The organism is Micromonospora sp. NBC_01699, from assembly GCF_036250065.1.
Lineage (GTDB): Bacteria > Actinomycetota > Actinomycetes > Mycobacteriales > Micromonosporaceae > Micromonospora_G.
Genome location: NZ_CP109199.1, coordinates 3,271,054 through 3,295,049, shown reverse-complemented (window position 1 = coordinate 3,295,049; position 23,996 = coordinate 3,271,054). Strand labels below are relative to the sequence as shown.

Sequence of the window (23,996 nt, the reverse complement as noted above, 5' to 3'; positions counted from 1 at the left end):
GATGCGCCGTTCACCCTGCCGTCACCCCGGTACCGGGGACCAGCGCCGGGCATGGGACGGGAGTCGGATACCGGACAGCCGGGCGCATACGCTCGTCGCCATGACAATGGAATACGTACGGCTCGGCGGCACCGGCCTGCGGGTGTCGCGGGTCTGCCTGGGGATGATGAGCTACGGGTCGCCGACCTGGCGGGACTGGGTGCTCGACGAGGAGGCCGCACTTCCGCTGGTCCGTCGCGCGGTCGAACTCGGCGTCACCTTCTTCGACACCGCCGACATGTACTCCCTCGGCGCCAGCGAGGAGGTCACCGGCAACCTGCTGCGTACGCTCTTCGACCGCCGTGACGACTACGTCCTGGCCACCAAGGTCTACCAGCCGATGGGTGACGGGCCCAACGATCGGGGCCTGTCCCGCAAGCACGTCCTCTCCTCGATCGACGACTCGCTGCGCCGCCTCGGCACCGACCACGTCGACCTCTACCAGACCCACCGCTGGGACTACGACACCCCGATCGAGGAGACCATGTCGGCGTTGCACGACGTGGTCCGCGCCGGCAAGGCCCGCTACCTCGGCGCCTCCAGCATGTACGCCTGGCAGTTCGCCAAGGCCCAGCACGTCGCGCGGGTCAACGGCTGGACCCCGTTCAGCTCCATGCAGCCGCACTACAACCTCGTCTACCGGGAGGAGGAGCGGGAGATGCTGCCGCTCTGCCTCGACCAGGGGGTGGGCGTCATCCCGTGGAGCCCGCTGGCCCGCGGGGTGCTCGCCGGCACCCGGGGCCGCGACGGGGAACGGCGGACCACCCGGGCCCACTCCGACGGCATCGCCGACACGCTCTACGACGAGTCGGACTTCGCCGTGGTCGACGCGGTCGAGCGGATCGCCAACCTGCGCGAACTGTCGCCGGCGCGGGTGGCCCTCGCCTGGCTGATGCACCAACCCGCGGTCACCGCGCCGATCGTCGGGGCGACCAAGCCCGGCCACGTCGAGGACGCGGTCGCCGCCGTCGGGGTCCGGCTCGGCGACGACGAACGCGCCGCCCTGGAGGCCCCCTACCGGCCGCACCCGGTCAAGGGTCACTCCTGAGGCGTACGGTCGGTCGATCCGGCCGCACGACCCGACCCGACCCGACCCGAGCGGGTGGCGGTCACCGCCCTCGTGACCCGTGCCGGGGCGTCGACTCCGGCGCCGGTCACCGCCCTCGTGACCCGTGCCGGGGCGCCGGCTTCGGCACGGGCCACGGCTGTGCCAGGCTGTCGGGTGTGACCGACCGACGCCCCCTGCTCCTCGTCGACGCTCCCAGCCTCTACTTCCGGGCCTACTTCGGCATTCCGGAGTCCGCCGCGCGGGCTCCCGACGGCAGCCCGGTCAACGCCGTCCGGGGCTTCCTCGACATGATCGCCTCGCTCATCCGCAGCCGGCGACCGGACCGGCTGGTCTGCGCGCTGGACTACGACTGGCGACCGGCCTTCCGGGTGGCGCTGCTGCCGTCGTACAAGGCGCACCGGGTCGCGCCGGCCGGTGGCGAGGTGGTGCCGGACACCCTGGCCCCCCAGGTGCCGCTGCTGCTGGAGGTGCTGGCGGCGATCGGTATCCCGGCGATCGGTGCCGACGGCTACGAGGCGGACGACGTACTCGGCACCCTGTCCGTCACCCAGCCCGGGCCGGTCGAGGTGGCCTCCGGCGACCGTGACCTGTTCCAACTCATCGACGACAACCGCGGCGTACGGCTGCTCTACTGCGGCCGGGGCGTGGCCAAGCTGGAGGACTGCGACGACGCGGCCGTACGCGCCAAGTACGGCGTGCCCGCCGCCGGGTACGCCGACTTCGCCGCGCTGCGCGGCGACCCGAGCGACGGCCTGCCCGGAGTGGCCGGAGTCGGCGAGAAGACCGCCGCCCGGCTGATCGACCGGTACGGCAGCCTGGCCGGCATCCTCGCCGCGCTCGACGAACCCGACTCCGGTTTCGCACCCGGACTGCGGACCAAGCTCGTCGCCGCCCACGACTACCTCGCGGTCGCCCCACAGGTCGTACGGGTGGCGCTGGACGTGCCACTGCCCGCCGTCGACACCCGGCTCCCGACGGTCCCGGCCGACCCGGAACGGCTGTTCGCACTGGCCGAGAAGTGGAACCTGGCCGGCTCCTGCCGCCGGCTGGTCGACGCGCTGGCGACCGACCGCTGACCCCGGACCCGGCTGGTCGTGGGCGGGTCAGCCGCGTTCGGCCATCCGCGCGTTGAGGTACGCCACCGCGGCGCGGTCCTCCTCGGTCGGCGCGGCGAGCACGGCGTAGACCAGCCCGACCACGCCGAAGATGACGGTCAGCACGATCGGCAGCAGTAGAGTCGACACGGCCGCGCCGGCCAACGTGCCCATGTTCTCGTGCAGGTGCACCGACATCGCGGACATGCCGGTGTAATGCATGCCGCTGACCGCGATGCCCATCACCAGCGCGGAACCGATGATCGCCAGCGGGGTGCGTACGGTCACCGCGAGCCAGAGCGCCACGGTCGCGGCGACGACGGCGATGACCACCGAGGCGATGACCGGGCCGGTGGCGTACTCGACCCGGCCGTCCAGGCGCATGGCGTTCATGCCGACGTAGTGCATCGCGGCCACGCCGAGGCCGGTGAGCAGGCCACCGACGAGGATCCTCGGCAGGGTCGCCCGACCCATGCCGACGACGAACAGTCCGATCCCGACGGTCACGATGGCGAGCACCGCACTCGCGACGGTGATGCCGATGTCGTAGCGGATGCTCGTGCCGACCACGGAGAAGCCGAGCATCGCCATGAAGTGCATGGTCCAGATCGCCGTCCCGCCGATCGCCCAGGCCGCCAGGACCAGCCACCAGGCCCGTTGCCGCGCGTTCGGCGCCTGCCGGACCCGTACGGTGCAGGTGAGGCCGAGCACGGAGCCGAGCACCGCGAGCAGGTAGCTCGCGGACGGGGTCAACCACCCGTACGCAAAGTGATGAATCTCGGCCACCATCGCCCCTAAGCCACGTTGTTAACAGCTTGTAAAAGGTCCCCGAGGCATAGTGATCAACTGAGGTGGCCAGGTGCAACGCGCACATTACGCAGATCGGGCAAAGATCAAGGAAATACCGGGCCGGGCCGACAGGACCAGCCGAAGGTTGCCGAGCGTGACCGGAGAGCTGATCGCCCGCTCAGGCGGTCGCGTGATACGCGAGGACTCCCCGGTTGATCGCCACCATCGCCTGCCGGGCGGTGGCCCGCAGGTCGGCGCTCGCACCGGCGGCGTTGGAGAGCTGACCGAGCAGGTCGACCACCTGCCGGGTCCACCGGACGAAGTCGCCCGCCGGCATGTCCCCGTCGAGGTTGTGTCCGCTGCCCAGGACCTTGGTCAACGCCTCGCCCCGGGCCCACCGGTAGATCGGCCAGACGAACCCCAGATCCGGCTCACGGGTCGACTCCAGCCCCCGGGCTGCCTCGTCGGCCTCCAGCTCGCTCCAGAGCTGCGCGGTGGCGTCGACGGCGTCGGAAACGCCGCCACGCGGCACCGAGGCCCGCTCCTCGGCGTCCCGCCGGGCCTCGAACACCACCACCGAGACCGCCGCCGCCAACTCGGCCGGGGCGAGCCCGTCCCAGATTCCCCGGCGCAGGCACTCGGCGACCAGCAGGTCGGCCTCGGTCCAGATCCGCCCGAGCATCCGGCCGGCGTCGGTCACCTCACCCTCGGCGGTGAGATATCCGCGCGCGGCGAGCAGACCGCAGATCCGGTCGAACGTACGGGCCAGCGAACCGGTACGCCCCGCCACCCGCTCCCGCAGCTCGTCGGTGTCCCGCTCCAACCGACGGCGCCGCTCCGCCCAGCGGGCGTGTTCCTCCCGGTCGGCGCAGGCGTGGCACGGGTGCCGGCGCAACTCGGCCCGCAACTGGGTGAGCCGGTCGTCCTCGCCGCTGCCCCGGCCCCGGCTACCCCGCCGCGAGTGGCGGTCCAGACCCAGCCCGTTGAGCGCCGCCCCCAGGTCCCGGCGGGCGGCCGGCGAGCGGTGGTTGAAGTTCTTCGGCACCCGCACCCGGGCCAGCACCTCGGCCGGGGTAGTGAAGTCGGCCGGGGTGATCCGACCGGCCCACCGGTCCTGGGTGAGCACCAGTGGCCGGGGCTCACCGAAGCCCGGCGCACCCGGTTCGAGCACCACCGCGAGCCCGGCCCGGCGACCGGCCGGGATCCGGATCACGTCGCCGACCCGCAACCGCTCCAGGGCGGTAATCGCGGCGTTGCGCCGCTGGGTCTGCCCCTGCCGGTTGAGCGCCCGCTCCCGCTCGCCGATCATCGAACGGAGCGCGAAATACTCGTCGAAGTTGCCGTGGTGGCACTCCGCCTCGACGCCGTACGCCTCGATCGTCTCGACGTTGCGCTGCACCTGCCGGGCCAGGCCGACCACCGACCGGTCCGCCTGGAACTGCGCGAACGAGGATTCGAGCAGCACCCGCGCGGACTCCGCGCCGACCGAGCCGACCAGGTTGACCGCCATGTTGTACGACGGGCGGAAGCTCGACCGCAGCGGGTACGTCCGGGTGGACGCCAGCCCGGCCACGTTCCGGGGATCCACCTCCGGCGACCAGACCACCACCGCGTGCCCCTCGACGTCGATGCCGCGCCGCCCGGCCCGCCCGGTGAGCTGCGTGTACTCCCCCGGCGTCAGGTCCACGTGGGCCTCGCCGTTGAACTTCACCAGCCGCTCCAGCACCACGCACCGGGCCGGCATGTTGATGCCCAGCGCCAGGGTCTCGGTGGCGAAGACCGCCTTGACCAGGCCCCGGACGAACAGCTCCTCGACCACCTCCTTGAAGGCGGGCAGCATGCCGGCGTGGTGGCTGGCCAGGCCGCGCTCCAGCCCGTCGAGCCACTCCCAGTAGCCGAGCACCGCCAGGTCCTCGCCGGGGATGCTGGTGATCCGGGACTCCACCACCCGGCGGATCTCGGTCCGCTCGTCCGGCGTGGTCAGCCGCAGGCCGGCGGCGAGACACTGCTGTACGGCCGCGTCGCACCCGGCGCGGCTGAAGATGAACAGGATCGCCGGGAGCAGGTCCTCGCGCTCCAGCCGCTCGACGATCTCGTGCCGCAGCGGGCCGCGCCACCGTGGCCCACGACCACCGCTGCGCCCCCAGCCGGGCCCGTGCGTACGCCCGTCGCCGAGTTCGAGCCGGCGCAGCATCTCGCGGGTGTACCGCAGGAGTTCCGGGTGTACGTCGTGCTTGCGGGCGGCGTCGGCGTCGTGGAACAGGTCGAAGTTGCGCCGGCCGACCAGCATGTGCTGCCAGAGCGGGACCGGCCGGTGCTCGCTGACCACCACCTCGGTCTCGCCCCGGACGGTGACCAGCCAGTCGGCGAACTCCTCGGCGTTGGAGACGGTCGCCGACAGCGACACCAGGGTCACCGACTCCGGCAGATGGATGATGACCTCTTCCCACACCCCGCCCCGGAACCGGTCGGCCAGGTAGTGGACCTCGTCCATCACCACGTACGCCAGGCCGGCCAGGGTGGCGGAGCCGGCGTAGAGCATGTTGCGCAGCACCTCGGTGGTCATCACCACCACCGGGGCGTCCCCGTTGATCGCGTTGTCACCGGTGAGCAGGCCAACCTGGTCGACGCCGTACCGGTCGACCAGGTCGTGGTACTTCTGGTTGGACAGCGCCTTGATCGGCGTCGTGTAGAAGCACTTCCGCACGCCCGGCGGCTCGACCGCCACCGGCTCACCCGGGACCGCCGGCCGGCCCCGCAGCGCCAGGTGCACGGCGAACTCGCCGACCACCGTCTTGCCGGCGCCGGTGGGGGCGCAGACCAGCACCCCGCTGCCGCGCTCCAGTGCCTGGCACGCCTCACGCTGGAAGTCGTCGAGGTCGAACCCCAGATCGAGGGCGAACTCGTCCAACGCGGGAAACATGGTGACCTGCGCGGACCGGCGGCGCGCCGCTGCGTACCGCTCGGCGGGGCTCGACATAGGGTCAAGATTAATGCGTGCCGCCACCCCTTATCTGGTGAGGCCGTCGAGCAGACGGGTCGGACCCGGTCGGTAGGGTGCACGGCGTGCCGGACCATGCCGAACCGCCCAAGCCCCGTACGCCGAGCGGACCCGCCGACGCGCTCCCGGCGCCACCACGCCGGCCCGTCGACGCGGTGCTCTTCGACTTCCACGGCACCCTCGCCCAGGTGGAGGACCCGCTCAGCTGGGTGATCGCCGGCGCGGCCGAGTGCGGCACCGCGCTGGACCGGGGACGGGCGACCGTGCTCGCCGACCGGCTGATCACCGCCGGCCGGGCCGGTGGGCCGTTGCCGAACCGGGTGCCGCCGCAGTTGGCCGAGGTGTGGGCCAACCGTGACCTCTACGAATACGCGCACCGGGCCGCGTACACCGGGCTCGCCGGCACGGTGAACACCGGTGTGGAGGGCCTCGCCGAGGCGCTCTACGAGCGGCTGCTCCGGCCGGAGGGCTGGGTGCCGTACACCGACACGGCGGCCACCCTGCGGGCCCTGCGGGCGGCCGGGGTGCCGGTCGCGGTGGTCAGCAACATCGGCTTCGACATCCGGGGGTTCTTCACCGCCTGGGGGCTCGCCGACCTGATCGACACCTACGTGCTCTCGTACGAGGTGGGCCGCTGCAAGCCCGACCCGGACATCTTCCTGCGCGCCTGCGGTGCGCTGCGGGTCGACCCGGAGCGGGCCCTGATGGTCGGCGACAGCCCGGCGGACGCGGGCGCGGTGCGCGCCGGCTGTGCCGCGCTGCTGCTGCCGGCGGCCGAGGCCGGCCGACCGAACGGTCTGGGCGCGGTCCTCGACCTGGCGATCCCCGACGGCGACTGAGTCACAGCGGCAGGCCCGGTCCGGCCCGGCCGTCCAGCGCATCGGCCGTTCAGCGCAGCAGTCGGGCCGCGCCCGGCACCGCCTCCACGGTCACCGGCAGCGGGCCGATCCGCTCGCCGTCGGCGTAGCAGACGATCCGCTCGGTCGCGGCGAGTTCCACCGTCCGGGCCCGGTACGTGCGCACCCGAGGGTGGTCCACGTGGGTGCCCCGGTAGACCTGCGGCTTGATCCGGACCAGCGTGCCCCGCCCGACGGCCCCGGCGACCACCACGTCGAGTTGCCCGTCGGTGGGGTCGGCGGCCGGGCAGATCCGCATACCGCCGCCGTAGCTCGCGCAGTTGCCGATCGCGACCAGCACGGCCTCGATCTCGTGCGCGACCCCGTCCAGGCGCAGCGTGTAGGACCGTGGCCGGAGCCGGGCCAGTTCGACCAGGATCGCCAGGTCGTAGCGGATCGGGCCACGCGGCCAGCGCATCCGGTTGGCCCGTTCGTTCACGATCGCGTCGAAGCCGGCCGCGAGCACCGCGCCGTACCAGCGGGGCGGTTCGCCCGTACCGGTCAGTCGGGCCAGGTCGACCGGGCGGGCCCGGCCGTCGCGGAGTGCCTCGGTGATCACGTCGGCCGCGGCGAGCGGTTCGGCCGGGAAGCCGGTCTCCACCGCGAAGTCGTTGCCGGTGCCGACCGGCACCGGGCCGAACCCGACCGGTGTGCCGGCGACCGCCTGTAGGGCCAGGTGCGCCGTGCCGTCGCCGCCGACGGCGACGAGGGCCGCGACGCCGTCGGCCACCGCGGCGTGGCAACCGGCCAGGGCCTGTGCGGCCGTACGCGCTTCGATCAGGCGCACCGGGCGGCCGGCGGTGCTCAGCCGGTCCAGTACGGCGGGCAGCAGGTTCCGGTACCGGCCCCGCCCGGCGGTCGGATTCGCCAGCACCGCCACCGGCCCGTCGCCGATCGGAACGAAGGTAGGACCGAGCGGAACGGAGGAAGGACCGAGCGGGACGGAGTTAGGGCCGAGCGGGACGGAGTTAGGGCCGATCGGGTCACGATGCTCGGGCACGCTCACGGCGAGCACGGTACCGCCCGGCGCCGGGGATCGCCGATCCCTCGTTCGCCGGGCGGTAGTTGACAATCAGGTCGACCGCTGTGCGGCCGATCAGGTCATGTCGTCGTAACGGCTGTCGATCGGCTTCGGCGGCGCCACCGGTGCCACCGTGTCGACCCGCGCCCCGGCCTCGACCGGCTCCGGCTCGTGCGTCAACGGGGAGACCTCGTCGTCGTCGAGCCCGGCGTAGACCTCCTTGCCCCGCCCGCGCCGCTTGTCGTTGATGAACGCGACCCCGACGGCGGCGAAGTAGAGCAGGGAGAGGCAGATCGCCAACGCGGTCATGCCGAACGGGTCCGGGGTCGGGGTGACGATCGCGGAGAAGGCGAAGAACAGGAAGATGACGACCCGCCACCAGCTCAGCAACCGCCGGGCACTGGCGATGCCGACGAAGTTGAGCATCAGGATCACCAGCGGGAACTCGAACGCCACCCCGAACATCAGGATCATGCTGGTGACGAACGAGATGTAGCGGGTGACCTCCAGTTGGGTGTCCAGGCCGGTGACCCCGGACTCAAGCAGGAACTGGAGTCCCTTGTGTACGACGAAGTAGGCCAGGAACGCGCCACCGGCGAACAGCGGGGCGGCCAGGCCGGTGAAGGCGTAGGCGTACCGCCGCTCGTGCCGGTGCAGGCCGGGTGCGATGAACGCCCAGAGCTGGTAGAGCCAGACCGGCGCGGCGACGACCAGACCCACCCACAGGGCGATCTTGAGGCGGAGCAGGAAGCCGTCGGCCGGGCCGAGCTGCGTCATCTGGCAGCTGCCGTCGGGCTTGGTCATCCCGGGCAGGTCGCAGTAGGGCGCCTTGAGCAGTTCGAAGACCGCGTCGGCCAACCACATGCCGACGGCGAACCCGACCACGATCGCCAGCGACGCGCGGAAGAGCCGCGTACGCAGGTCGCGGACGTGCTCGATCAGGGTCATCGAACCGTCGGCGGCCCGCTCGAATTGACTCGGTCCGCGCTTGCGGAGTGCGAAGGCCACGATGCTCGGGCCTTTCCGGGTCAGTTGTCGCGGACGCGCTGCACCGGGTCGGTGACCGGCGGCGCGGGCGGCTGGTAACCCGGCTGGTGGACGCTGCTCGGCTGGATCACCGGTTCCGGCGTGTACGGCTGACGGCTGTGCTGCGCGTCGGCCTTCTCCGCCAGGTCCTTGTCATCGTCGGTGAGGCTCTTGGTCTCGGCCTTGATGATGCGCAGCGAACGGCCCAGCGAGCGCGCCGCGTCGGGGAGCCGCTTCGCGCCGAAGAGCAGGATCAGCACGACCACAAGTACGGCGATATGCCACGGCTTGAGGGCACCCATGGGAAGCTCCAGTCGGTCTTCGTGGAATAACGAGTGTCGGGGCCCATCGTACGTGTGTTCACGGCCCGTGCCACCCGTCGGGATGCATCCGGTCGCATCCGGTCGGTGAAGTCTTGACCAACACAGACGCCTCGTCAACCCGCACAACGGCCTCTTGCTGCCAGAACAGTCCCGGAGCGGAGCAGCGAGCCGATCACTCTCCGTGTTTTGCCTTGATCAAAATGAGACGTTGCCGGGTGACCTCCGCCTGCCGTTGCAGGACGAGCAGCCGCTCCTGGAGCGTCTCGGCACGCGAGGCGAGCGCCTCCACCTGCCCCTGCCGGCGCAGCAGGGCCAGCGCGGCCCGTTCCAGGCCGGGCAGCCGCACCAGCACCGGCCGGGCGGCCAGCACGAGCACGAACAGCGCGAACAGCACCACCGCGAGGACGATCCAGGTCACCACGTCGGCCAGCCTAGTGCCCGACGACGGCCGGCGCCGGCACGGCGTACGCGTCGAGCGCGGCGGCGGCCGAGTCGCGTACCTGTTCCACCAGGTCGACCGGGGACACCACGGTCACCTCCGGGCCGAGGCCGAGAACGAACCGACGGGCCCAGTCCAGGTCGGTGACCCGCAGCGAGACCAGCCACTGGTCACCGTCGCCCGGCTCGACCTGCTCGCACGGGTAGTACTCGGTGATCCACCGGCCGCCGCGGCCGACCCGCAGGGTGACCAGGGGCAGGTCGGGTGAGGGTCGGAAGACACCGGCGCTGAGGTCGTGCCGCTGGGCCTGCGGCGGCGGTGCGACGGCCGGCTCGTCCAGCTCGGTCCGCGCGTCGATCCGATCGGCCCGGAACAGCCGGACCGCCTCGGCCCGCCGGCACCACGCCTCAAGGTAGGCGCGGCCGCCGACCATCAGCACCCGGATCGGGTCGACGGTGCGCTCGGTCGTCTCGTCCCGGGCGGCGGTGTAGTAGGTGATCCGCAGCGCCCGCCCGCGCTGCACGGCACCGTGCAGCGCCTCGACCCGCTCGTCGTCGCCGGCCATCCGGACCTCGACCGGGGCGTCGGCCAGATCCCCGGCAGCGTCCTCGATCTTCGCCAGCGCCCGCTCGATCGCGTCCCGGTTGGCGATGCCCGGTGTCTCCACCAGCATCCGCAGTGCCACCACCAGCGCCAGCGCCTCGTCGGGGGTGAGCCGCAGCGGGCGGTCGATGCCGGCGTCGTAGGTGATGGTGACCCTGTCCCCGTCGAAGGCCATGTCGATCAGGTCACCGGGACCGTAGCCGGGCAGGCCGCAGACCCAGAGCAGTTCCAGGTCCTCACGCAGCTGGCGCTCGCTGACGCCGAGGTCGGTGGCCGCCTCGGCCAGCTCGATCCCCGGCCGAGCCAACAGGTACGGCACCAGGTTGAGCAGCCGGGCGAGCCGGTCGGCCGAGGTGCGCGATCCAGTCATTGCGTCACTCCGTCGGGTGCTCACGTGCCTGCCCCGCCGACCATCACGTCGTGCTGGGCGGCGATCTCCTTGAGGCGCTGGATGACCGCGTCCCGCACCTCCGGCGGGTCGAGCACCCGGACGTCGGGACCGTAACCCACCAGGGTGCCGGCGAGCGCCTCCGGGTCGGCGTACGGCAGCACCAGCCGGTCCCCGTCCGGACCGGTGACGATCTCCCGGGCCCAGCGGCGCAGGCCGGCGGCCCGCCCCGGCCGGGCCAGTACGGTCGCCCGGCCGGTCCGCTCGACCGGGCCGAACCAGCGGGCCACGTGACTGATCAGGTCGATGCCCTCCGGCGGGGCGTAGCCGCCCGGCCGGCCGACCATCCGGACCGTGCCGACCACCCGGGACAGCCGGAAGCACCGGGTCGCCGCCCGGTCGAGGTCGTGCCCGACGACGTACCAGCGGCCGCGCCAGCAGACCACGCCCCACGGTTGCAGCCGCCGGCTGGTCGGCAGGTCGTCGTCCGGCACCCGGTAGTCGAAGGTGACCGCCCGGCGGTCCCGGGCGGCGGCGGTCAGCGGGGCGAAGGCCGGGTCGACGGTGACCACCGGTTCCATGCCCAGGGTCGCCTGCGGATCGACGTCGATGCCGGCGGCCCGCAGCTTGGCCAGGCCGGAGGAGGCGGCGGCGGCCAGACCGGCGTGCTGCCAGAGCCGGGCGGCGATGCCGACGGCGGCGGCCTCGTCGGGCTCCAACGGGATCTCGGGCAGGGCGTACTCGCGGTGTGCGATCCGGTAACCGGGCTCGGTGTCGAACACGCTGGCGGTCCCGGTCTCCAGGGGTACGCCGAGTTCGCGCAGCTCCGCCTTGTCGCGTTCGAACTTGCGTTGGAACGCCTCGTGGTCGCGCGGGTCGTCCGGATCGTGCTCGTAACCTGGCACGGTCGCGGCGATCTGGGCGGCGGTCAGGAACCGCCGCGTGGACAGCAGACATATCACCAGGTTGACCAGGCGTTCGGTGCGGCTCCGCGACACGTGCAAGACGCTAGCAGTGTCGGCCCGTCGCGTACGCACCCACACGGGTGCCGGCAGCAATCCGATCCATCCGTTATGTCGACCAGCGGGACCATAGGCTGGCGCCATGGCGAGGTCGCCGGAGGGTACCCAGAGTGTCGGCACGGTGATCATCGCCGGTGTCGCCAACCTGACGATCGCCGCGGCGAAGACGCTCGCGGGCCTGCTCAGCGGCTCGGCGGCGGTGCTGTCGGAGGCCGCCCACTCGTTCGCCGACACCACCACCGAGGTCCTGCTCTTCGTCGCGCTGCGCCGGGGCACCCGACCGGCCGACGCGGAGCGACCCTTCGGCCACGGGCGGGAGAGTTACGCGTGGGCGTTCCTGGCCGCGTGCTTCACCTTCGTCGGTGGCGGCGTCTTCTCGATCACCCAGGGCGTGCAGGCCATCCAGACCGACCAACGCCAGGACGACAACCTCATCTCGTACGTGGTGCTGGCCATCTCGGCCGTTGCCGAGGGCATCTCGTGGCGCCGGGCGAGACGGCAGATCCAGGGCCGGGCGCGGCGGTTCTCGGTCAGCTCGTGGATGGTGGTGCGCCGTACCCCGGACACCACGGTGAAGGCGGTCTTCTTCGAGGACAGCGCGGCCCTGATCGGGCTCGTGCTGGCGGCCGCCGGCGTGGGGGTCTCCCAGCTGACCGACAACACCTTCTGGGACGGGCTGGCGTCGATCATGATCGGCCTGCTGCTGCTGGTGGTGGCCGTGACCCTGGCCAGGAGCAACCTGTCGCTGCTGCTCGGCCGGGCGGCCGGGCCGACCACCCGCGACGAGATCTACCGGGAACTGGCCGGCGTGCCGACGGTCAAGCGGATAGACACCCTGCTCACCCTGCAACTGGGCCCGGACGAGATCCTGGTCGCCGCGAAGATCGACTTCGAGGACGACGCCACCGGCGCCGCGATCGAGGCCGCCGCGGACGAGGCCGAGCGGCGGTTGATCGCCCGCAACCCGGCCGTACGGTTCGTCTTCCTCGACCCGACCGGCTCCGGTGCCCCGGACCTGCAACGCGACGACACCGACTGACCCGCCGCCCCCGACGGCCGCCGACCCGGCTACCGTGCCGGACATGGTGCGATGGCGGTCCGCGACGGTGACGGCGGTACGGCGGCAGTGGCGCGGCGCGATCGAACTGGAGGCGACGCTGCCCGACGGCTCGACCGTCCGAGCGCTGGCCTACCCCGCGCTGGTCGGCACTCCGGAACCCGGCGACCGGGTCCTGCTCAACGTGGGCGCGCTGCTGATGGGCCTGGGCACCGGCGGGTACGCCCTGGTGGTCGCACTGCCCGACCGGCTGCCGGTCGACCCGCCGGACCCGGTCGACACCCGCGACGGCGGGCACCTGGTGAAGGCCCGCTACACCCCGCTGCAACCGATCCTGCTCGGCGCGGACGAGGAGGCGTCGCCGCACCGGGCCGCCCTGGTCAACGCCGACGACCTCGCCGGCCTGCCGGTGGTCACCGCCGACCTGCACTCCGCGCTCCCGGCGATCGTGGCCGGGATCCGGGCCGACGCGCCACGGGCCAGGATCGCCTACCTGATGACCGACGGCGGGGCGCTCCCGGCCTGGTTCTCCCGCACGCTGGCCGGCCTCGACGGCGAACTCGTCGGCACGGTGACCGTCGGTCAGGCCTTCGGCGGTGACCTGGAGGCCACCAACCTGCACGCCGGGCTGCTCGCCGCCCGGCACGTGCTGCGGGCGGACATCGCGATCGTGGCGCAGGGGCCGGGCAACCTCGGCACCGGGACCCGCTGGGGGTTCTCCGGGGTGGCGGTCGGTGAGGCCGTCAACGCGGTGACCACGCTGGGCGGGCGGCCGGTCGGCGCACTGCGCATCTCCGCTGCCGACGCCCGGGATCGGCACCGTGGCCTGTCCCACCACAGCGTCACCGCGTACGGTCGGGTCGCCCTGACGTCGGCGGACCTGGTGCTGCCGGACGGGCTGGAACCGGCGCTGGCGGCAGAGGTGGAGGCGGCGCTGGCCCCGCTGACCCGGCTACACCGGGTGGTCCGGGTCGACACCCGGGGGCTGGACGCCGCGCTGCGGGCCGCCCCGGTGCCGCTGTCGACGATGGGTCGGGGGCTGGACGCCGACCACGCCTACTTCCTCGCCGCGGCGGCAGCCGGCCGGCACGCGGTCACCCTCGCCGGATGATCCGGGCCGGCCGACCTAGCTGAACACCACCACGGCGATCCAACCGCCGACGAGCAGCACCAGCGCGGCCACCAACACCCACGTGGGTACGGCGTAGTCGCCCCGCCGGTTGCGCGCGATCTCTTCGACGATCTTCTCGCGGCGCCGGTTGACCCACCCGTGACGCACCTGTTCGGCGTTGTGCTCGGGCGGTTCGTCGGCGGAAGGGTCAGGAGACGTCATAACGCCCCGAGACTACCCGGCACCACCACCACCGCGTACGCCGACCCGGTTTCGCCCAACGCGCGCCCGGCACACCGCTCACATGCTCGCGATCAGCCGCTCCACCCGCTCGTCGTACGCCCGGAACGGGTCCTTGCACAGGACCGTGCGCTGCGCCTGGTCGTTGAGCTTCAGGTGCACCCAGTCCACGGTGAAGTCCCGCCGCTTCTCCTGCGCGTGTCGGATGAACTCGCCGCGCAACCGGGCCCGCGTGGTCTGCGGTGGCGTCTCCTTGGCCTCGAAGATCTCCGGGTCGGTGGCGATCCGGTCCACCTGGCCGCGTCGCTCCAGCAGTCCGTAGAGCCCACGGCCCCGGCGCACGTCGTGGTAGGCCAGGTCCATCTGGGCGATCCGGGGGTGGGACAGCGGTAGGTCATGCTTGGCCTGGTAGCGCTCGATCAGGCGCAGCTTGCTGACCCAGTCGATCTCCCGCGAGACCGGTTCGAGGTCGCCGCTCTCCACCGCGTTGAGCACCCGGCCCCAGAGTTCCACCACCCGCTTCGCGGTCTGGTCGCCACCGCGTCGCTCGACGAACTCGGTCGCCTTGGCCAGGTATTCCTGCTGGATCTCCAGCGCGCTGATCTCCTTGTTGGAGGCCAGCCTGACCTTGCGGCGACCGGTGACGTCGTGGGAAACCTCCCGGATCGCCCGGATCGGGTTTTCCAGCGACAGGTCCCGCATCACCACTCCGGCCTCGATCATCCGCAGCACGATGTCCGCGGTGCCGACCTTGAGCAGGGTGGTGACCTCGTTCATGTTGGAGTCGCCGACGATCACGTGCAGCCGGCGGTAGCGCTCGGCGTCGGCGTGCGGCTCGTCCCGGGTGTTGATGATCGGCCGGCTCCGGGTGGTCGCCGACGAGACGCCCTCCCAGATGTGCTCCGCCCGCTGGGACAGGCAGTACACCGCGCCGCGCGGGGTTTGCAGCACCTTGCCCGCCCCGCAGATCAACTGCCGGGTCACCAGGAACGGGATCAGGACGTCGGCCAGCCGGCCGAACTCCCCGTGCCGGGAGACCAGGTAGTTCTCGTGGCAGCCGTACGAGTTGCCGGCCGAGTCGGTGTTGTTCTTGAACAGGTAGATCTCGCCGGCGATGCCCTCGTCGTGCAGCCTTTTCTCGGCGTCGACGAGCAACCCCTCAAGGATCCGCTCGCCGGCCCGGTCGTGCGCGACCAGGTCGGTGACCGAGTCACACTCCGGCGTCGCGTATTCGGGATGGGATCCGACGTCGAGGTAGAGCCGTGCGCCGTTGCGTAGGAAGACATTGCTGGATCGTCCCCAGGACACCACCCGACGGAAGAGGTAGCGGGCGACCTCGTCCGGGGAGAGTCGCCGCTGACCGCGGTAGGTGCAGGTGACGCCGTACTCGGTCTCAAGACCGAAGATTCGCCGCTCCATGAACAGACACTAGCCGCCCGAGGCCGCCGATTGGTCGCCCTCGCGGCTCGCATTCCGCGCGTCGGCGCCGAAACTCCCCGCAGGACGGCCGACTTCGGTCGGGTGGGCCGGGCCGGGGGCCGGCTCAGCGAAGCAGGTTGAGCAGGTATTCGCCGTACCCGCTCTTGAGCAACGGGAGGGCGAGCGAGCGGAGCTGATCGTCGTCGATCAGGCCGGCCCGCCAGGCGACCTCCTCGACGCAACCGATCTTCAGGCCCTGGCGCTCCTCGATCACCCGGACGAACTCGGCCGCCTGCATCATCGAGCTGAAGGTGCCGGTGTCCAGCCAGGCGGTCCCCCGGTCGAGCACGGTCACGTTCAGCTCGCCTAGCTCGCGGTACGCCTCGTTGACCGCGGTGATCTCCAGTTCGCCCCGGTCGCTCGGGCGCAGGTCCCGGGCGATCTTGACCACCCGGTTGTCGTAGAAGTACAGCCCGGGGACCGCGTAACGGGACTTCGGCGTGGCCGGCTTCTCCTCGATCGAGAGCACCTGCCCGCGCTCGTCGAAGTCGACCACCCCGTACTCCTCCGGGTTGGCCACCTGGTAGGCGAAGACCCGCCCGCCGACCAGGTCGTCCTGCCCGGCGAGCTGCGTACCGAGGCCGACGCCGTGGAAGATGTTGTCGCCGAGGACCAGCGCCACCGAGTCGTCGCCGATGAAGTCCGCGCCGAGGACGAACGCCTGCGCGATACCCTCCGGGCGAGGCTGGGCGCAGTATTCCAGGCGCAGGCCGAACTGGCTGCCGTCGCCGAGCAGACGACGGAACTGGTCCTGGTCGTCGGGCGTGGTGATGACCAGGATCTCCCGGATACCGGACATGACCAGCGTGGAGAGCGGATAGTAGATCATCGGCTTGTCGAAGACCGGCATCAGCTGCTTCGATACCGCCTTGGTCAGCGGCCAGAGTCGAGAGCCGGTGCCACCGGCAAGCAGGATTCCACGCACTCGGGGAGAGTACCGACTCTGCGTGACATCGGCACACCCACGCGCCGCCCGGTTCCGCCCACTCGTCGCGTAGACTCACCAACCCGTACGGATCCCCCGTCGACGGGCCGGATCCCAGGGCTCGGCCGGTGAAGCGAGGCGGGGAATGAGCGAACGGAACGACAGCTGGCTGGTCACCGGTGCCGGCGGCATGCTCGGCCGGGACCTGGTGACGGTGCTCGGTGCCGATCCCGCCCGCCGGTTCACCGCCGCCACCCGGGCCGAGCTGGACCTGACCGACCCCGAGGCGGTCCGCGCCGCGGTGACCGGGCACGACGTCGTGATCAACGCCGCCGCCTGGACCGCCGTCGACGCGGCCGAGACACACGAGGACGAGGCCACCGCCGTCAACGGGGCGGGCGTCGAGAACCTGGCCCACGCCTGCGCCCTGGTCGGCGCGCGGCTGCTGCACGTCTCGACCGACTACGTCTTCCCCGGCGACGCCGACCGGCCCTACCCGGAGGACGCCCCGACCGCCCCGGTCAACGCGTACGGGCGCAGCAAGCTCGTCGGTGAACAGGCCGTGTCGCGGCTGCTGCCGGAGACCGGTTACGTGGTCCGTACCGCCTGGCTCTACGGCACCCACGGCCGCAACTTCGTCAACACCATGTTGCGGCTCGCCGCCGAACGCGAACACCTCACCGTGGTCGACGACCAGCTCGGCCAGCCCACCTGGTCGTACGCGCTGGCGTCCCGGCTGGTCGAGCTCGGTGACGCCGCCCGGTCGGGACGGGCGCCGGCCGGGAGCTACCACGGCACCGCGTCCGGGCAGACCACCTGGTTCGGCCTGGCCCGCGCGGTGTTCGCGCTCAGCGGCCTCGATCCGGACCGGGTCCGGCCCACCACCAGCGCGGACTACCCGCTGCCGGCGGCCCGCCCCGCCTACAGCGTGCTGGGCCACGATCGCTGGCGGTCGGCCGGCCTGGCTCCCATGCCAGACTGGCACGAGATGCTCGGTCGCGCGCTGGCCAGCCGGGGCCTCGTCGCCACCACCTGATCCACCCGCAGCCCGATCCACCCGCGCAGCCTGATGATCCACCCGCGCAGCCGAGCGAGAATCCGACCCCCCGGGAGAAAACGCCGACATGCCCGACCCGAACACCGGTTCCTTCGACCACACCCGCCTGCCGCGGGTGAGCGCGATCGTGCTCGCCTGGAAGGCCGAGCCACTGCTACGTCGTTCCGTGGAGTCGCTACTCGCCTCGGCAAAGGTGGAGGTCGAGGTGGTGCTCGTCGACAACGGCTGCACCACCGACGACGTTGAGGTGCTGGCGAAGCTGCCCGGTGTGGTGGTGGTCGGCGAGGGTGAGAACATCGGCTTCTCCGCCGGCTGCAACCTGGGCGTGACCGCCTCCAGCGGCGACTACGTCGCACTGGTCAACGGCGACGCGATCGTCGAACCGAACACCCTGGCCCGCCTGGTCGAGGTGGTGGACCAGTCGGACGTGGGCATCGCCGCCGGTGCGGTACGCCTGGCCGACGAGCCCGAACTGCTCAACTCCTCGGGCAACGAGGTGCACGTGCTCGGGGTGAGCTGGATCGGCGGTTTCCGGCAGCGGGAGACCCGGTCCGAGCCGACCGAGACCGCCGGGGCGATGGGCGCCTGCCTGGTGACCTCGCGCAGCCACTGGGACCGGCTGGGTGGCTTCGACGGGCACTACTTCGCCTACCACGAGGACGCCGACCTCTCCATCCGTACCTGGCGGGTCGGCCTGCGGGTGCTCAACGTGCCGGACGCGGTCGCCCTGCACCGCTACGAGTTCAGCCGCAACAGCTTCAAGTACTACCTGGTGGAACGGAACCGGCTGATGTTCGTGGCCACCCTCTGGGGTCGCCGCTCGCTGCTGCTGCTCGCCCCGCCGCTGCTCGCCCTGGAACTGGTCATGCTGCTGCTCTCGATCAAGGAGGGCTGGCTGCGGGACAAGCTGCGCGGGTACGGCTGGCTCTGGCGGCACCGCAAGCACCTGGGTGAGCGCCGCCGGCAGCTACAGGCCGAGCGGACCGTGCCGGACCGGGAGTGGATGCGGGTGCTGACCGACCGGTTCAACACCCCGCTGATCAGCCCGCCCGGAGTGGGGCTGCTGAACGTGATGATGGCGGCCTACTGGCGGATGGTCGGTCGCTGGATCTGACCCCACCCGCCCCGCCGGACACCGGGTCAGCCCTCGGGCTGCTCGGTGTCCTTCGTTTCGGTGTCCTTCGATTCCAGGTCGGCCGAGGCGGCCGAGACGGCGGGCTTCTCCGGGCCGGTGGCCGGGGTGGCGGGCCCGGCCGGGCCGGGCGCGTCGGGTTCGACGTTCTTCGGCTCCGCCTCGCCGTCGAGCAGACCGGTCAGGGCGGCACCGGTGATCCGGCGGAAGGTACGACCGACCCGGTGCCGGTCCAGCACCGCGACCTCAAGCTGGTTCGCCGCGATCGTCCTGGCCGCACCGCCCTCGCCGCCGACGCTGCCCAGGGCCTGGACCGCGAGCCGTACGGCCTCGCTGAGCGACATGTCGTTGCGGTGGTTGTCGCGCAGCTTGCCGGTGATCGCCTCGCTCTGCCCACCCATCGCCATCCGACCGGGCTCGTCGTTGACCGAGCCGTCGTAGGTGAGCCGGTAGATCTCGTCGTCGTCCGGGGCGCCACCGACCTCGGCGACGCAGATCTCCACCTCGAACGGCTTGGACTGCTCGGTGAAGATCGCACCCAGGGTCTGCGCGTACGCGTTGGCCAGGGCCCGGCCGGTCACGTCCCGCCGGTCGTAGCTGAGCCCGTTCAGGTCGGCCATCCGTACGCCCGCGCGCCGGAGGTTCTCGAACTCGTTGTACCGGCCGACCGCGGCGAACCCGATCCGGTCATAGATCTCACTGACCTTGTGCAGGGCGCTGGAAAGGTTCTCCGCGACGAAGAGGATCCCGCCCTCGTAGCTGAGTACCACCGCGCTGCGGCCCCGGGCGATGCCCTTGCGGGCCAACTCGGAGCGATCGCGCATGATCTGCTCTGGCGAGGCGTAGAACTGCATGGCCACGGCGGCGGTTCTCCTTACGGGCGGGTCTGGCGAGGTAGCGGGCTGACGACGTACGGGCGCTGGATGTTGGTCGGCGTCAGCCGCCCGGGTTCTCCATCCGGGCCGCGACGACGGCCTCGGCGACCGTCGCGGTCTCGGCCTCGGTGAGCCGGTTGGTCCCCTCCGCCGTGGCGGTCATCACCACCGGGTAGATCCGGCGGGTCAGGTCGGGGCCACCGGTGGCGGTGTCGTCGTCGGCCGCGTCGTAGAGCGCCTCGACGGCGAGTCGGACCACCTCGTCGGTGCTCAGGCCGGGCCGGTAGCGCTTCTTCAGCGCCGAGCGGGCGAACAGCGATCCGGACCCGATGGCGTCGTAGCCGGTCTCCTCGTAGGGGCCGCCGGCGACGTCGAAGCTGAAGATCCGGCCGGCCTTGGCCGGGTCGGCGACGGCGAGGTCGAAGCCGGCGAACAGCGGGATCACGGCCAGGCCCTGCATCGCCGCGCCGAGGTTGCCGCGGATCATCGAGGCGAGCCGGTTGGCCTTGCCGTCGAGGGAGAGAACCGCGCCCTCGATCTTCTCGTAGTGTTCGAGCTCGACCTGGAACAGTCGCATCATCTCGATGCCGATGCCGGCGGTGCCGGCGATGCCGACCAGCGAGTGCCGGTCCGCCGGGTGGACCTTCTGGATGTCCCGGCTGGAGATCATGTTGCCCATGGTGGCCCGGCGGTCACCGGCCATCACCACGCCGGTGGCGCTGGTGATGGCGACGATGGTGGTCGCGTGCGGTGCGATGTCGGCCGCCAGCCCCGGCGGCAGCGGCCGGCGACCGGGCAGCAACTCGGGCGCGACCTTGCTCAGGAACTGCGTGAAGGAGGACGTCCCCGCGTTGGTGAACACATCTGGTAGCCGCCCGGATGGATCAAAACCCGCTGCCACGTGGTTCCTCTCAGTACATGGTCGTCGATGCCGAACGCCCTGCGCCGTCGCCGAACCGGCCACGACCACCGTTACGGTTGAAGCAGACTACCGTCTGCTTCCGGTCGGCGCGATGATCGCGGTTCCGGCGTGGTGTGACGGACGCGGGCGGCTTGCCGGGAGCCCAACCGAAGACTACTGGCCACCCTTTTGGACGTAGCCCCGGACGAACTCCTCCGCGTTTTCCTCAAGCACGGAATCGATCTCGTCGAGCAGGTCGTCGACGTCCTCGGTGATCTCGGCGTGCCTCTCCGCGACCTCGGGATTCGCCTCGGTGGTGACGTCCTCGACCTCTTCGTCGCGGCGTCCCTTGCCGGACTGGGACTGACCGCCGGTGTCACGGGTAGCCATCTGGTGCCTCCTCCACGATCGCTTGGAAGAAACCTACCTCGGAAGAGCGACAGAACGGGGCGGCGCCGGCGACCTTTACCGCTCTCCTGCCCGATTCGTGACCCGCCCCGTGGGCACGGGGCGGGTCGACGGGGGCCGCCGGAACCGGGTCTACCCGGAGGCGGGCACGGCGACCGGTGGGCGACCCCGGTCCGCCGGGCCGGTGCTATCGGTCGGCGCGTCCGACGGGGCCGCCGGACCGCCGCCCTCGGGGGCCGCCGGACCGCCCCGTCGACGCAGCCGGGGCGTCCAGTCCTTGAGCCGCAGCGCCTGCTTCTCCACCAGGTGCCAGGAGAAGGCCGCCAGGACGACGCTGACCAGGGCGCTGGCCAGGAAGTAACCGGCCAGACCGATCTTGTGTACGCCGTACTTGGCCAGCACCTGCTCCACCACGAACGAATAGATGTAGACGCCGTAGGAGTAGTCGTTGGTCTGGCCGACCCGGTGCAGCACCCTCGGCAGCCGCACGGCGAGCCAGAGGATCACGTACTCGTAGGCGAGCAGTCCGGGGCCGAACAGCTCCCCCCGGAACGCGAACCAGCCGATCACCGCGAGCGCGGCCACGCCGAGCAGGTCGTTGATCGGCAGCCGCTCGCTGTACAGCTCGGCGACGCCACCGGCGAGGAACATGAAGCCGTACCAGAGGAACCACTGCTTGCCGAGCGGGCCGAGCAGCGGCAGCGGGCCGAAGTCACCGGCGACGAACAGCGCCGGGTTACCGAAACGCAACTGCTCGTAGTGGTTGTAGACCAGCACCCCGAACACGAAGATCGCGAAGAGCAGCACCAGCCAGCGGGCCCGACGCAGGACGGCGAGCACGGCCAGCGCGGCGACCAGCAGATAACAGAAGATCTCGTACGCGAGCGTCCAGAGCGAACCGTTGGGCAGCGACCGCCGGTGCCCGATCCCGTACGGCGTGTCCCACCGGAACACGTCGGTGATGCCGCCCTGCCGCAGGCCACCCCACCAGTTCTGCTGCACGTAGCTGAACGCGCCGTACGGGCCCCGGAACAGCCCGTCGAGCCCGCCGTGGCGCAGGTAGTAGAAGGTCGGCGCGACGACGAAGGCGGTGAACAGCAGGCAGACCCACAGGCCCGGCCAGATCCGCAGGGCGCGGTGCCACAGGAACCGGGGCAGGCTGGTCCGCCGGGCGCTTCGGGTGATCAGGAATCCGGAGACCCCGAAGAAGCCCGCCACGGCGAGACCGGGTACGTCGACCCGGGTGGTGAGCGCGCGGTCGTAACCGAGCACCGCGGCGTGTGCCAGCACGACGGCGAAGGCGAAGCCGAGCCGGAGGAAGCCGAAGCTGTTGGCCCGCCCGGTGTACGCCTTGCTCAGGGGCACGGACACGGTCGAACGTCGTGCGGTACGCAGCAGAAGAGGGAGCAAGGAAACCGCCCAGGGGGAACGGAGCACGTGACACGACAGCATGCCACAGCGTCGAACCACGACCGAAATCCCCGGAGCGGCTCCCCCGCTCAGTTGCCGGTGATCGTCTCCAACAGGTCCTTGGCACTCGGGCAACGGTCGAACAGCGCGCCGACGTGCTTGCGGGTGCCCCGCTCCGGCTCCATCATCGGCACCCGGACCAGCGACTCCCGGCCGACGTCGAAGATGACCGAATCCCAGCTCGCCGCGACCACCTCGGAGGCGTACTGGGCGAGGCAGCGGCCCCGGAAGTAGGCGCGGGTGTCCTCCGGCGGCTCGACCATCGCCCGCCGGGTCTGCTCGTCGGGCAGCAGCGTGGCCATCGAGCCACGGGCGACCAGGCGGTGGTAGAGCCCCTTCTCCGGGCGTACGTCGGAGTACTGGAGGTCGACCAGTTGCAGCTTGTGCGACGCCCAGCCGAGCTTCTCCCGCTCCCGGTAGCCCTCCAGCAGCCGCAGCTTGGCCACCCAGTCCAGCTCACCGGCGCAGAGCATCGGGTCGCGGCCGAGCCGATCCAGCACACCCTCCCAGCGCTCCAGCACGTCCAGGGTCTGCTCGTCGGCGTCGGCGCCGTATCGGTCCTCGACGAACGCGCGGGCCCGCTCGTAGTACGCCCACTGGAGGTCGAGCGCGGTGAGCCGGCGGCCGTCGCGCAGCCGCATCAGGTGCGACAGCGACGGGTCGTGGCTGACCGCGCGCAGTTCCGCCACCGGGTCGGCGATGCCGAGGTCGGGGCTGAGCGCCTTCTCCTCGATCATCGTCAGGATCAGGGCGGTGGTGCCGACCTTGAGGTACGTCGAGATCTCGGAGAGGTTCGCGTCCCCGATGATCACGTGCAGCCGGCGGTACTTGTCGGCGTCCGAGTGCGGCTCGTCGCGGGTGTTGATGATCGGCCGCTTGAGGGTGGTCTCCAGCCCGACCTCGACCTCGAAGAAGTCCGCACGTTGGGAGATCTGGAAACCCGGCTGCGAACCGTCCTGACCGACGCCGACCCGGCCCGCCCCGCAGAAGATCTGTCGGGTCACGAAGAACGGGGTGAGGTACGTGACGATGTCGGCGAACGGGGTCTGCCGGCGCATCAGGTAGTTCTCGTGCGCGCCGTAACTGGCACCCTTGTTGTCGGTGTTGTTCTTGTAGAGGTGGATCGGGTGGGTACCGGGAATGGTCTCGGCCCGGCGGGCCGCCTCGGCCATCACCCGCTCCCCCGCCTTGTCCCAACGGACCAGGTCCATCGGGTTGGTCACCTCGGGGGTGGAGTACTCCGGGTGGGCGTGGTCGACGTAGAGCCGGGCACCGTTGGTCAGTATCACGTTGGCCAGGCCCAGGTCCTCGTCGGCGAGCGCCTCGGCCGGATCGTAGGCCGCGCCGGAGTAGGTGAAACCGCGCGCGTCGCGCAGCGGCGACTCCTCCTCGTAGTCCCACCGAGCGCGACCGCCACGGGTCAACTCGGGACGTGCACCGTAGGCGTTGACCACCTGTGACGAGGTGACCATCGGATTGGCCCCGGCCTGCCCGGGAACCGAGATACCGTATTCGACCTCGGCGCCCATGATCCGCCGTACGCTCATGCCGCTGCCCCACTTTCCGATTCCATGAGGCGAGCGTAGTCCGCTTTCCGGCTCATCCGTTCGCCCGATGTGACGACACGGCCG

The 23,996-nt window shown here is 71.4% G+C and carries 23 protein-coding genes; 7 read left to right on the top strand and 16 right to left on the bottom strand.

The window, feature by feature from the left end:
- Positions 1–106: 106 nt before the first annotated feature.
- Both OG792_RS14710 and OG792_RS14705 read left to right on the top strand, forming a co-directional pair.
- A complete protein-coding gene (locus OG792_RS14710; protein ID WP_329111269.1) occupies positions 107–1,087 on the top strand; it encodes an aldo/keto reductase in 981 nt (326 codons plus the stop codon).
- A 176-nt stretch (positions 1,088–1,263) separates the two neighbouring features.
- A complete protein-coding gene (locus OG792_RS14705; protein WP_329110141.1) occupies positions 1,264–2,184 on the top strand; it encodes a 5'-3' exonuclease in 921 nt (306 codons plus the stop codon).
- A gap of 27 nt (positions 2,185–2,211) precedes the next feature.
- Here the strand turns inward: OG792_RS14705 and OG792_RS14700 are convergent, their stop codons facing one another.
- Complete coding sequence (locus OG792_RS14700; protein WP_442932416.1) at positions 2,212–2,955, bottom strand: MHYT domain-containing protein; 744 nt, start codon at positions 2,953–2,955, stop codon at positions 2,212–2,214.
- 214 nt (positions 2,956–3,169) lie between these two features.
- On the bottom strand, positions 3,170–5,971 hold the full coding sequence (locus tag OG792_RS14695) for a DEAD/DEAH box helicase (protein WP_329110140.1): 2,802 nt from the start codon (positions 5,969–5,971) through the stop codon (positions 3,170–3,172).
- An 86-nt stretch (positions 5,972–6,057) separates the two neighbouring features.
- Between OG792_RS14695 and OG792_RS14690 the strand changes: the two genes are divergently transcribed.
- A complete protein-coding gene (locus tag OG792_RS14690; protein WP_329110139.1) occupies positions 6,058–6,831 on the top strand; it encodes an HAD family hydrolase in 774 nt (257 codons plus the stop codon).
- 49 nt (positions 6,832–6,880) lie between these two features.
- Here the strand turns inward: OG792_RS14690 and OG792_RS14685 are convergent, their stop codons facing one another.
- From OG792_RS14685 to OG792_RS14660, 6 genes are all read right to left on the bottom strand, one after another.
- Positions 6,881–7,783: a diacylglycerol kinase family protein gene (locus OG792_RS14685; RefSeq protein WP_329111267.1), complete on the bottom strand. Its 903-nt coding sequence runs from the start codon at positions 7,781–7,783 to the stop codon at positions 6,881–6,883.
- Between the two features lie 201 nt (positions 7,784–7,984).
- Entirely contained in the window at positions 7,985–8,917 is a 933-nt protein-coding gene (tatC, locus tag OG792_RS14680; RefSeq protein ID WP_329110137.1) for a twin-arginine translocase subunit TatC, read from the bottom strand.
- Between the two features lie 20 nt (positions 8,918–8,937).
- Positions 8,938–9,237, bottom strand: a complete 300-nt coding sequence (gene tatA / locus OG792_RS14675; protein ID WP_329110136.1) for a Sec-independent protein translocase subunit TatA — start codon at positions 9,235–9,237, stop codon at positions 8,938–8,940.
- 193 nt (positions 9,238–9,430) lie between these two features.
- Entirely contained in the window at positions 9,431–9,679 is a 249-nt protein-coding gene (locus OG792_RS14670) for a hypothetical protein (RefSeq protein ID WP_329110134.1), read from the bottom strand.
- A gap of 10 nt (positions 9,680–9,689) precedes the next feature.
- Positions 9,690–10,670 (bottom strand): helix-turn-helix transcriptional regulator, encoded by a 981-nt coding sequence (locus tag OG792_RS14665; protein WP_329110133.1) that lies wholly within the window; start codon positions 10,668–10,670, stop codon positions 9,690–9,692.
- Positions 10,671–10,690: 20 nt separating this feature from the next.
- The gene (locus OG792_RS14660) at positions 10,691–11,686 is read right to left on the bottom strand and encodes a helix-turn-helix transcriptional regulator (RefSeq protein ID WP_329110132.1); all 996 of its coding nucleotides are present in this window, start codon (positions 11,684–11,686) and stop codon (positions 10,691–10,693) included.
- A gap of 106 nt (positions 11,687–11,792) precedes the next feature.
- Here OG792_RS14660 and OG792_RS14655 point away from each other — a divergent pair, with 106 nt between their 5' ends.
- Both OG792_RS14655 and OG792_RS14650 read left to right on the top strand, forming a co-directional pair.
- Positions 11,793–12,749 (top strand): cation diffusion facilitator family transporter, encoded by a 957-nt coding sequence (locus OG792_RS14655; RefSeq protein WP_329110130.1) that lies wholly within the window; start codon positions 11,793–11,795, stop codon positions 12,747–12,749.
- Positions 12,750–12,792: 43 nt separating this feature from the next.
- Entirely contained in the window at positions 12,793–13,878 is a 1,086-nt protein-coding gene (locus OG792_RS14650) for a DUF3866 family protein (protein ID WP_329110129.1), read from the top strand.
- Positions 13,879–13,893: 15 nt separating this feature from the next.
- Here the strand turns inward: OG792_RS14650 and OG792_RS14645 are convergent, their stop codons facing one another.
- From OG792_RS14645 to rfbA, 3 genes are all read right to left on the bottom strand, one after another.
- Positions 13,894–14,100, bottom strand: a complete 207-nt coding sequence (locus OG792_RS14645; protein WP_329110128.1) for a hypothetical protein — start codon at positions 14,098–14,100, stop codon at positions 13,894–13,896.
- A 78-nt stretch (positions 14,101–14,178) separates the two neighbouring features.
- Positions 14,179–15,537 carry a Pup--protein ligase gene (pafA, locus tag OG792_RS14640; protein WP_329110127.1) on the bottom strand — a complete coding sequence of 453 codons (1,359 nt, stop codon included), beginning with the start codon at positions 15,535–15,537 and terminating at the stop codon, positions 14,179–14,181.
- Between the two features lie 124 nt (positions 15,538–15,661).
- Entirely contained in the window at positions 15,662–16,522 is an 861-nt protein-coding gene (gene rfbA, locus OG792_RS14635; RefSeq protein WP_329110125.1) for a glucose-1-phosphate thymidylyltransferase RfbA, read from the bottom strand.
- 145 nt (positions 16,523–16,667) lie between these two features.
- Here rfbA and rfbD point away from each other — a divergent pair, with 145 nt between their 5' ends.
- Both rfbD and OG792_RS14625 read left to right on the top strand, forming a co-directional pair.
- Positions 16,668–17,558: a dTDP-4-dehydrorhamnose reductase gene (rfbD, locus tag OG792_RS14630; RefSeq protein WP_329110124.1), complete on the top strand. Its 891-nt coding sequence runs from the start codon at positions 16,668–16,670 to the stop codon at positions 17,556–17,558.
- An 88-nt stretch (positions 17,559–17,646) separates the two neighbouring features.
- Positions 17,647–18,693, top strand: a complete 1,047-nt coding sequence (locus OG792_RS14625; protein WP_329110122.1) for a glycosyltransferase family 2 protein — start codon at positions 17,647–17,649, stop codon at positions 18,691–18,693.
- A gap of 26 nt (positions 18,694–18,719) precedes the next feature.
- Here OG792_RS14625 and prcA read toward each other — a convergent pair whose 3' ends face one another.
- The 5 genes from prcA to dop all read right to left on the bottom strand — a co-directional run bounded on the left by prcA (position 18,720) and on the right by dop (position 23,912).
- Positions 18,720–19,571 (bottom strand): proteasome subunit alpha, encoded by an 852-nt coding sequence (prcA, locus tag OG792_RS14620; protein ID WP_329110121.1) that lies wholly within the window; start codon positions 19,569–19,571, stop codon positions 18,720–18,722.
- 76 nt (positions 19,572–19,647) lie between these two features.
- Entirely contained in the window at positions 19,648–20,487 is an 840-nt protein-coding gene (gene prcB, locus OG792_RS14615; protein WP_329110120.1) for a proteasome subunit beta, read from the bottom strand.
- 174 nt (positions 20,488–20,661) lie between these two features.
- Positions 20,662–20,877, bottom strand: coding sequence for a ubiquitin-like protein Pup (locus OG792_RS14610; protein ID WP_329110119.1), 216 nt, complete (start codon positions 20,875–20,877; stop codon positions 20,662–20,664).
- Between the two features lie 150 nt (positions 20,878–21,027).
- The gene (locus tag OG792_RS14605) at positions 21,028–22,266 is read right to left on the bottom strand and encodes an acyltransferase family protein (RefSeq protein ID WP_329110118.1); all 1,239 of its coding nucleotides are present in this window, start codon (positions 22,264–22,266) and stop codon (positions 21,028–21,030) included.
- 128 nt (positions 22,267–22,394) lie between these two features.
- The gene (dop, locus tag OG792_RS14600) at positions 22,395–23,912 is read right to left on the bottom strand and encodes a depupylase/deamidase Dop (protein WP_442932415.1); all 1,518 of its coding nucleotides are present in this window, start codon (positions 23,910–23,912) and stop codon (positions 22,395–22,397) included.
- Positions 23,913–23,996 lie beyond the last annotated feature (84 nt).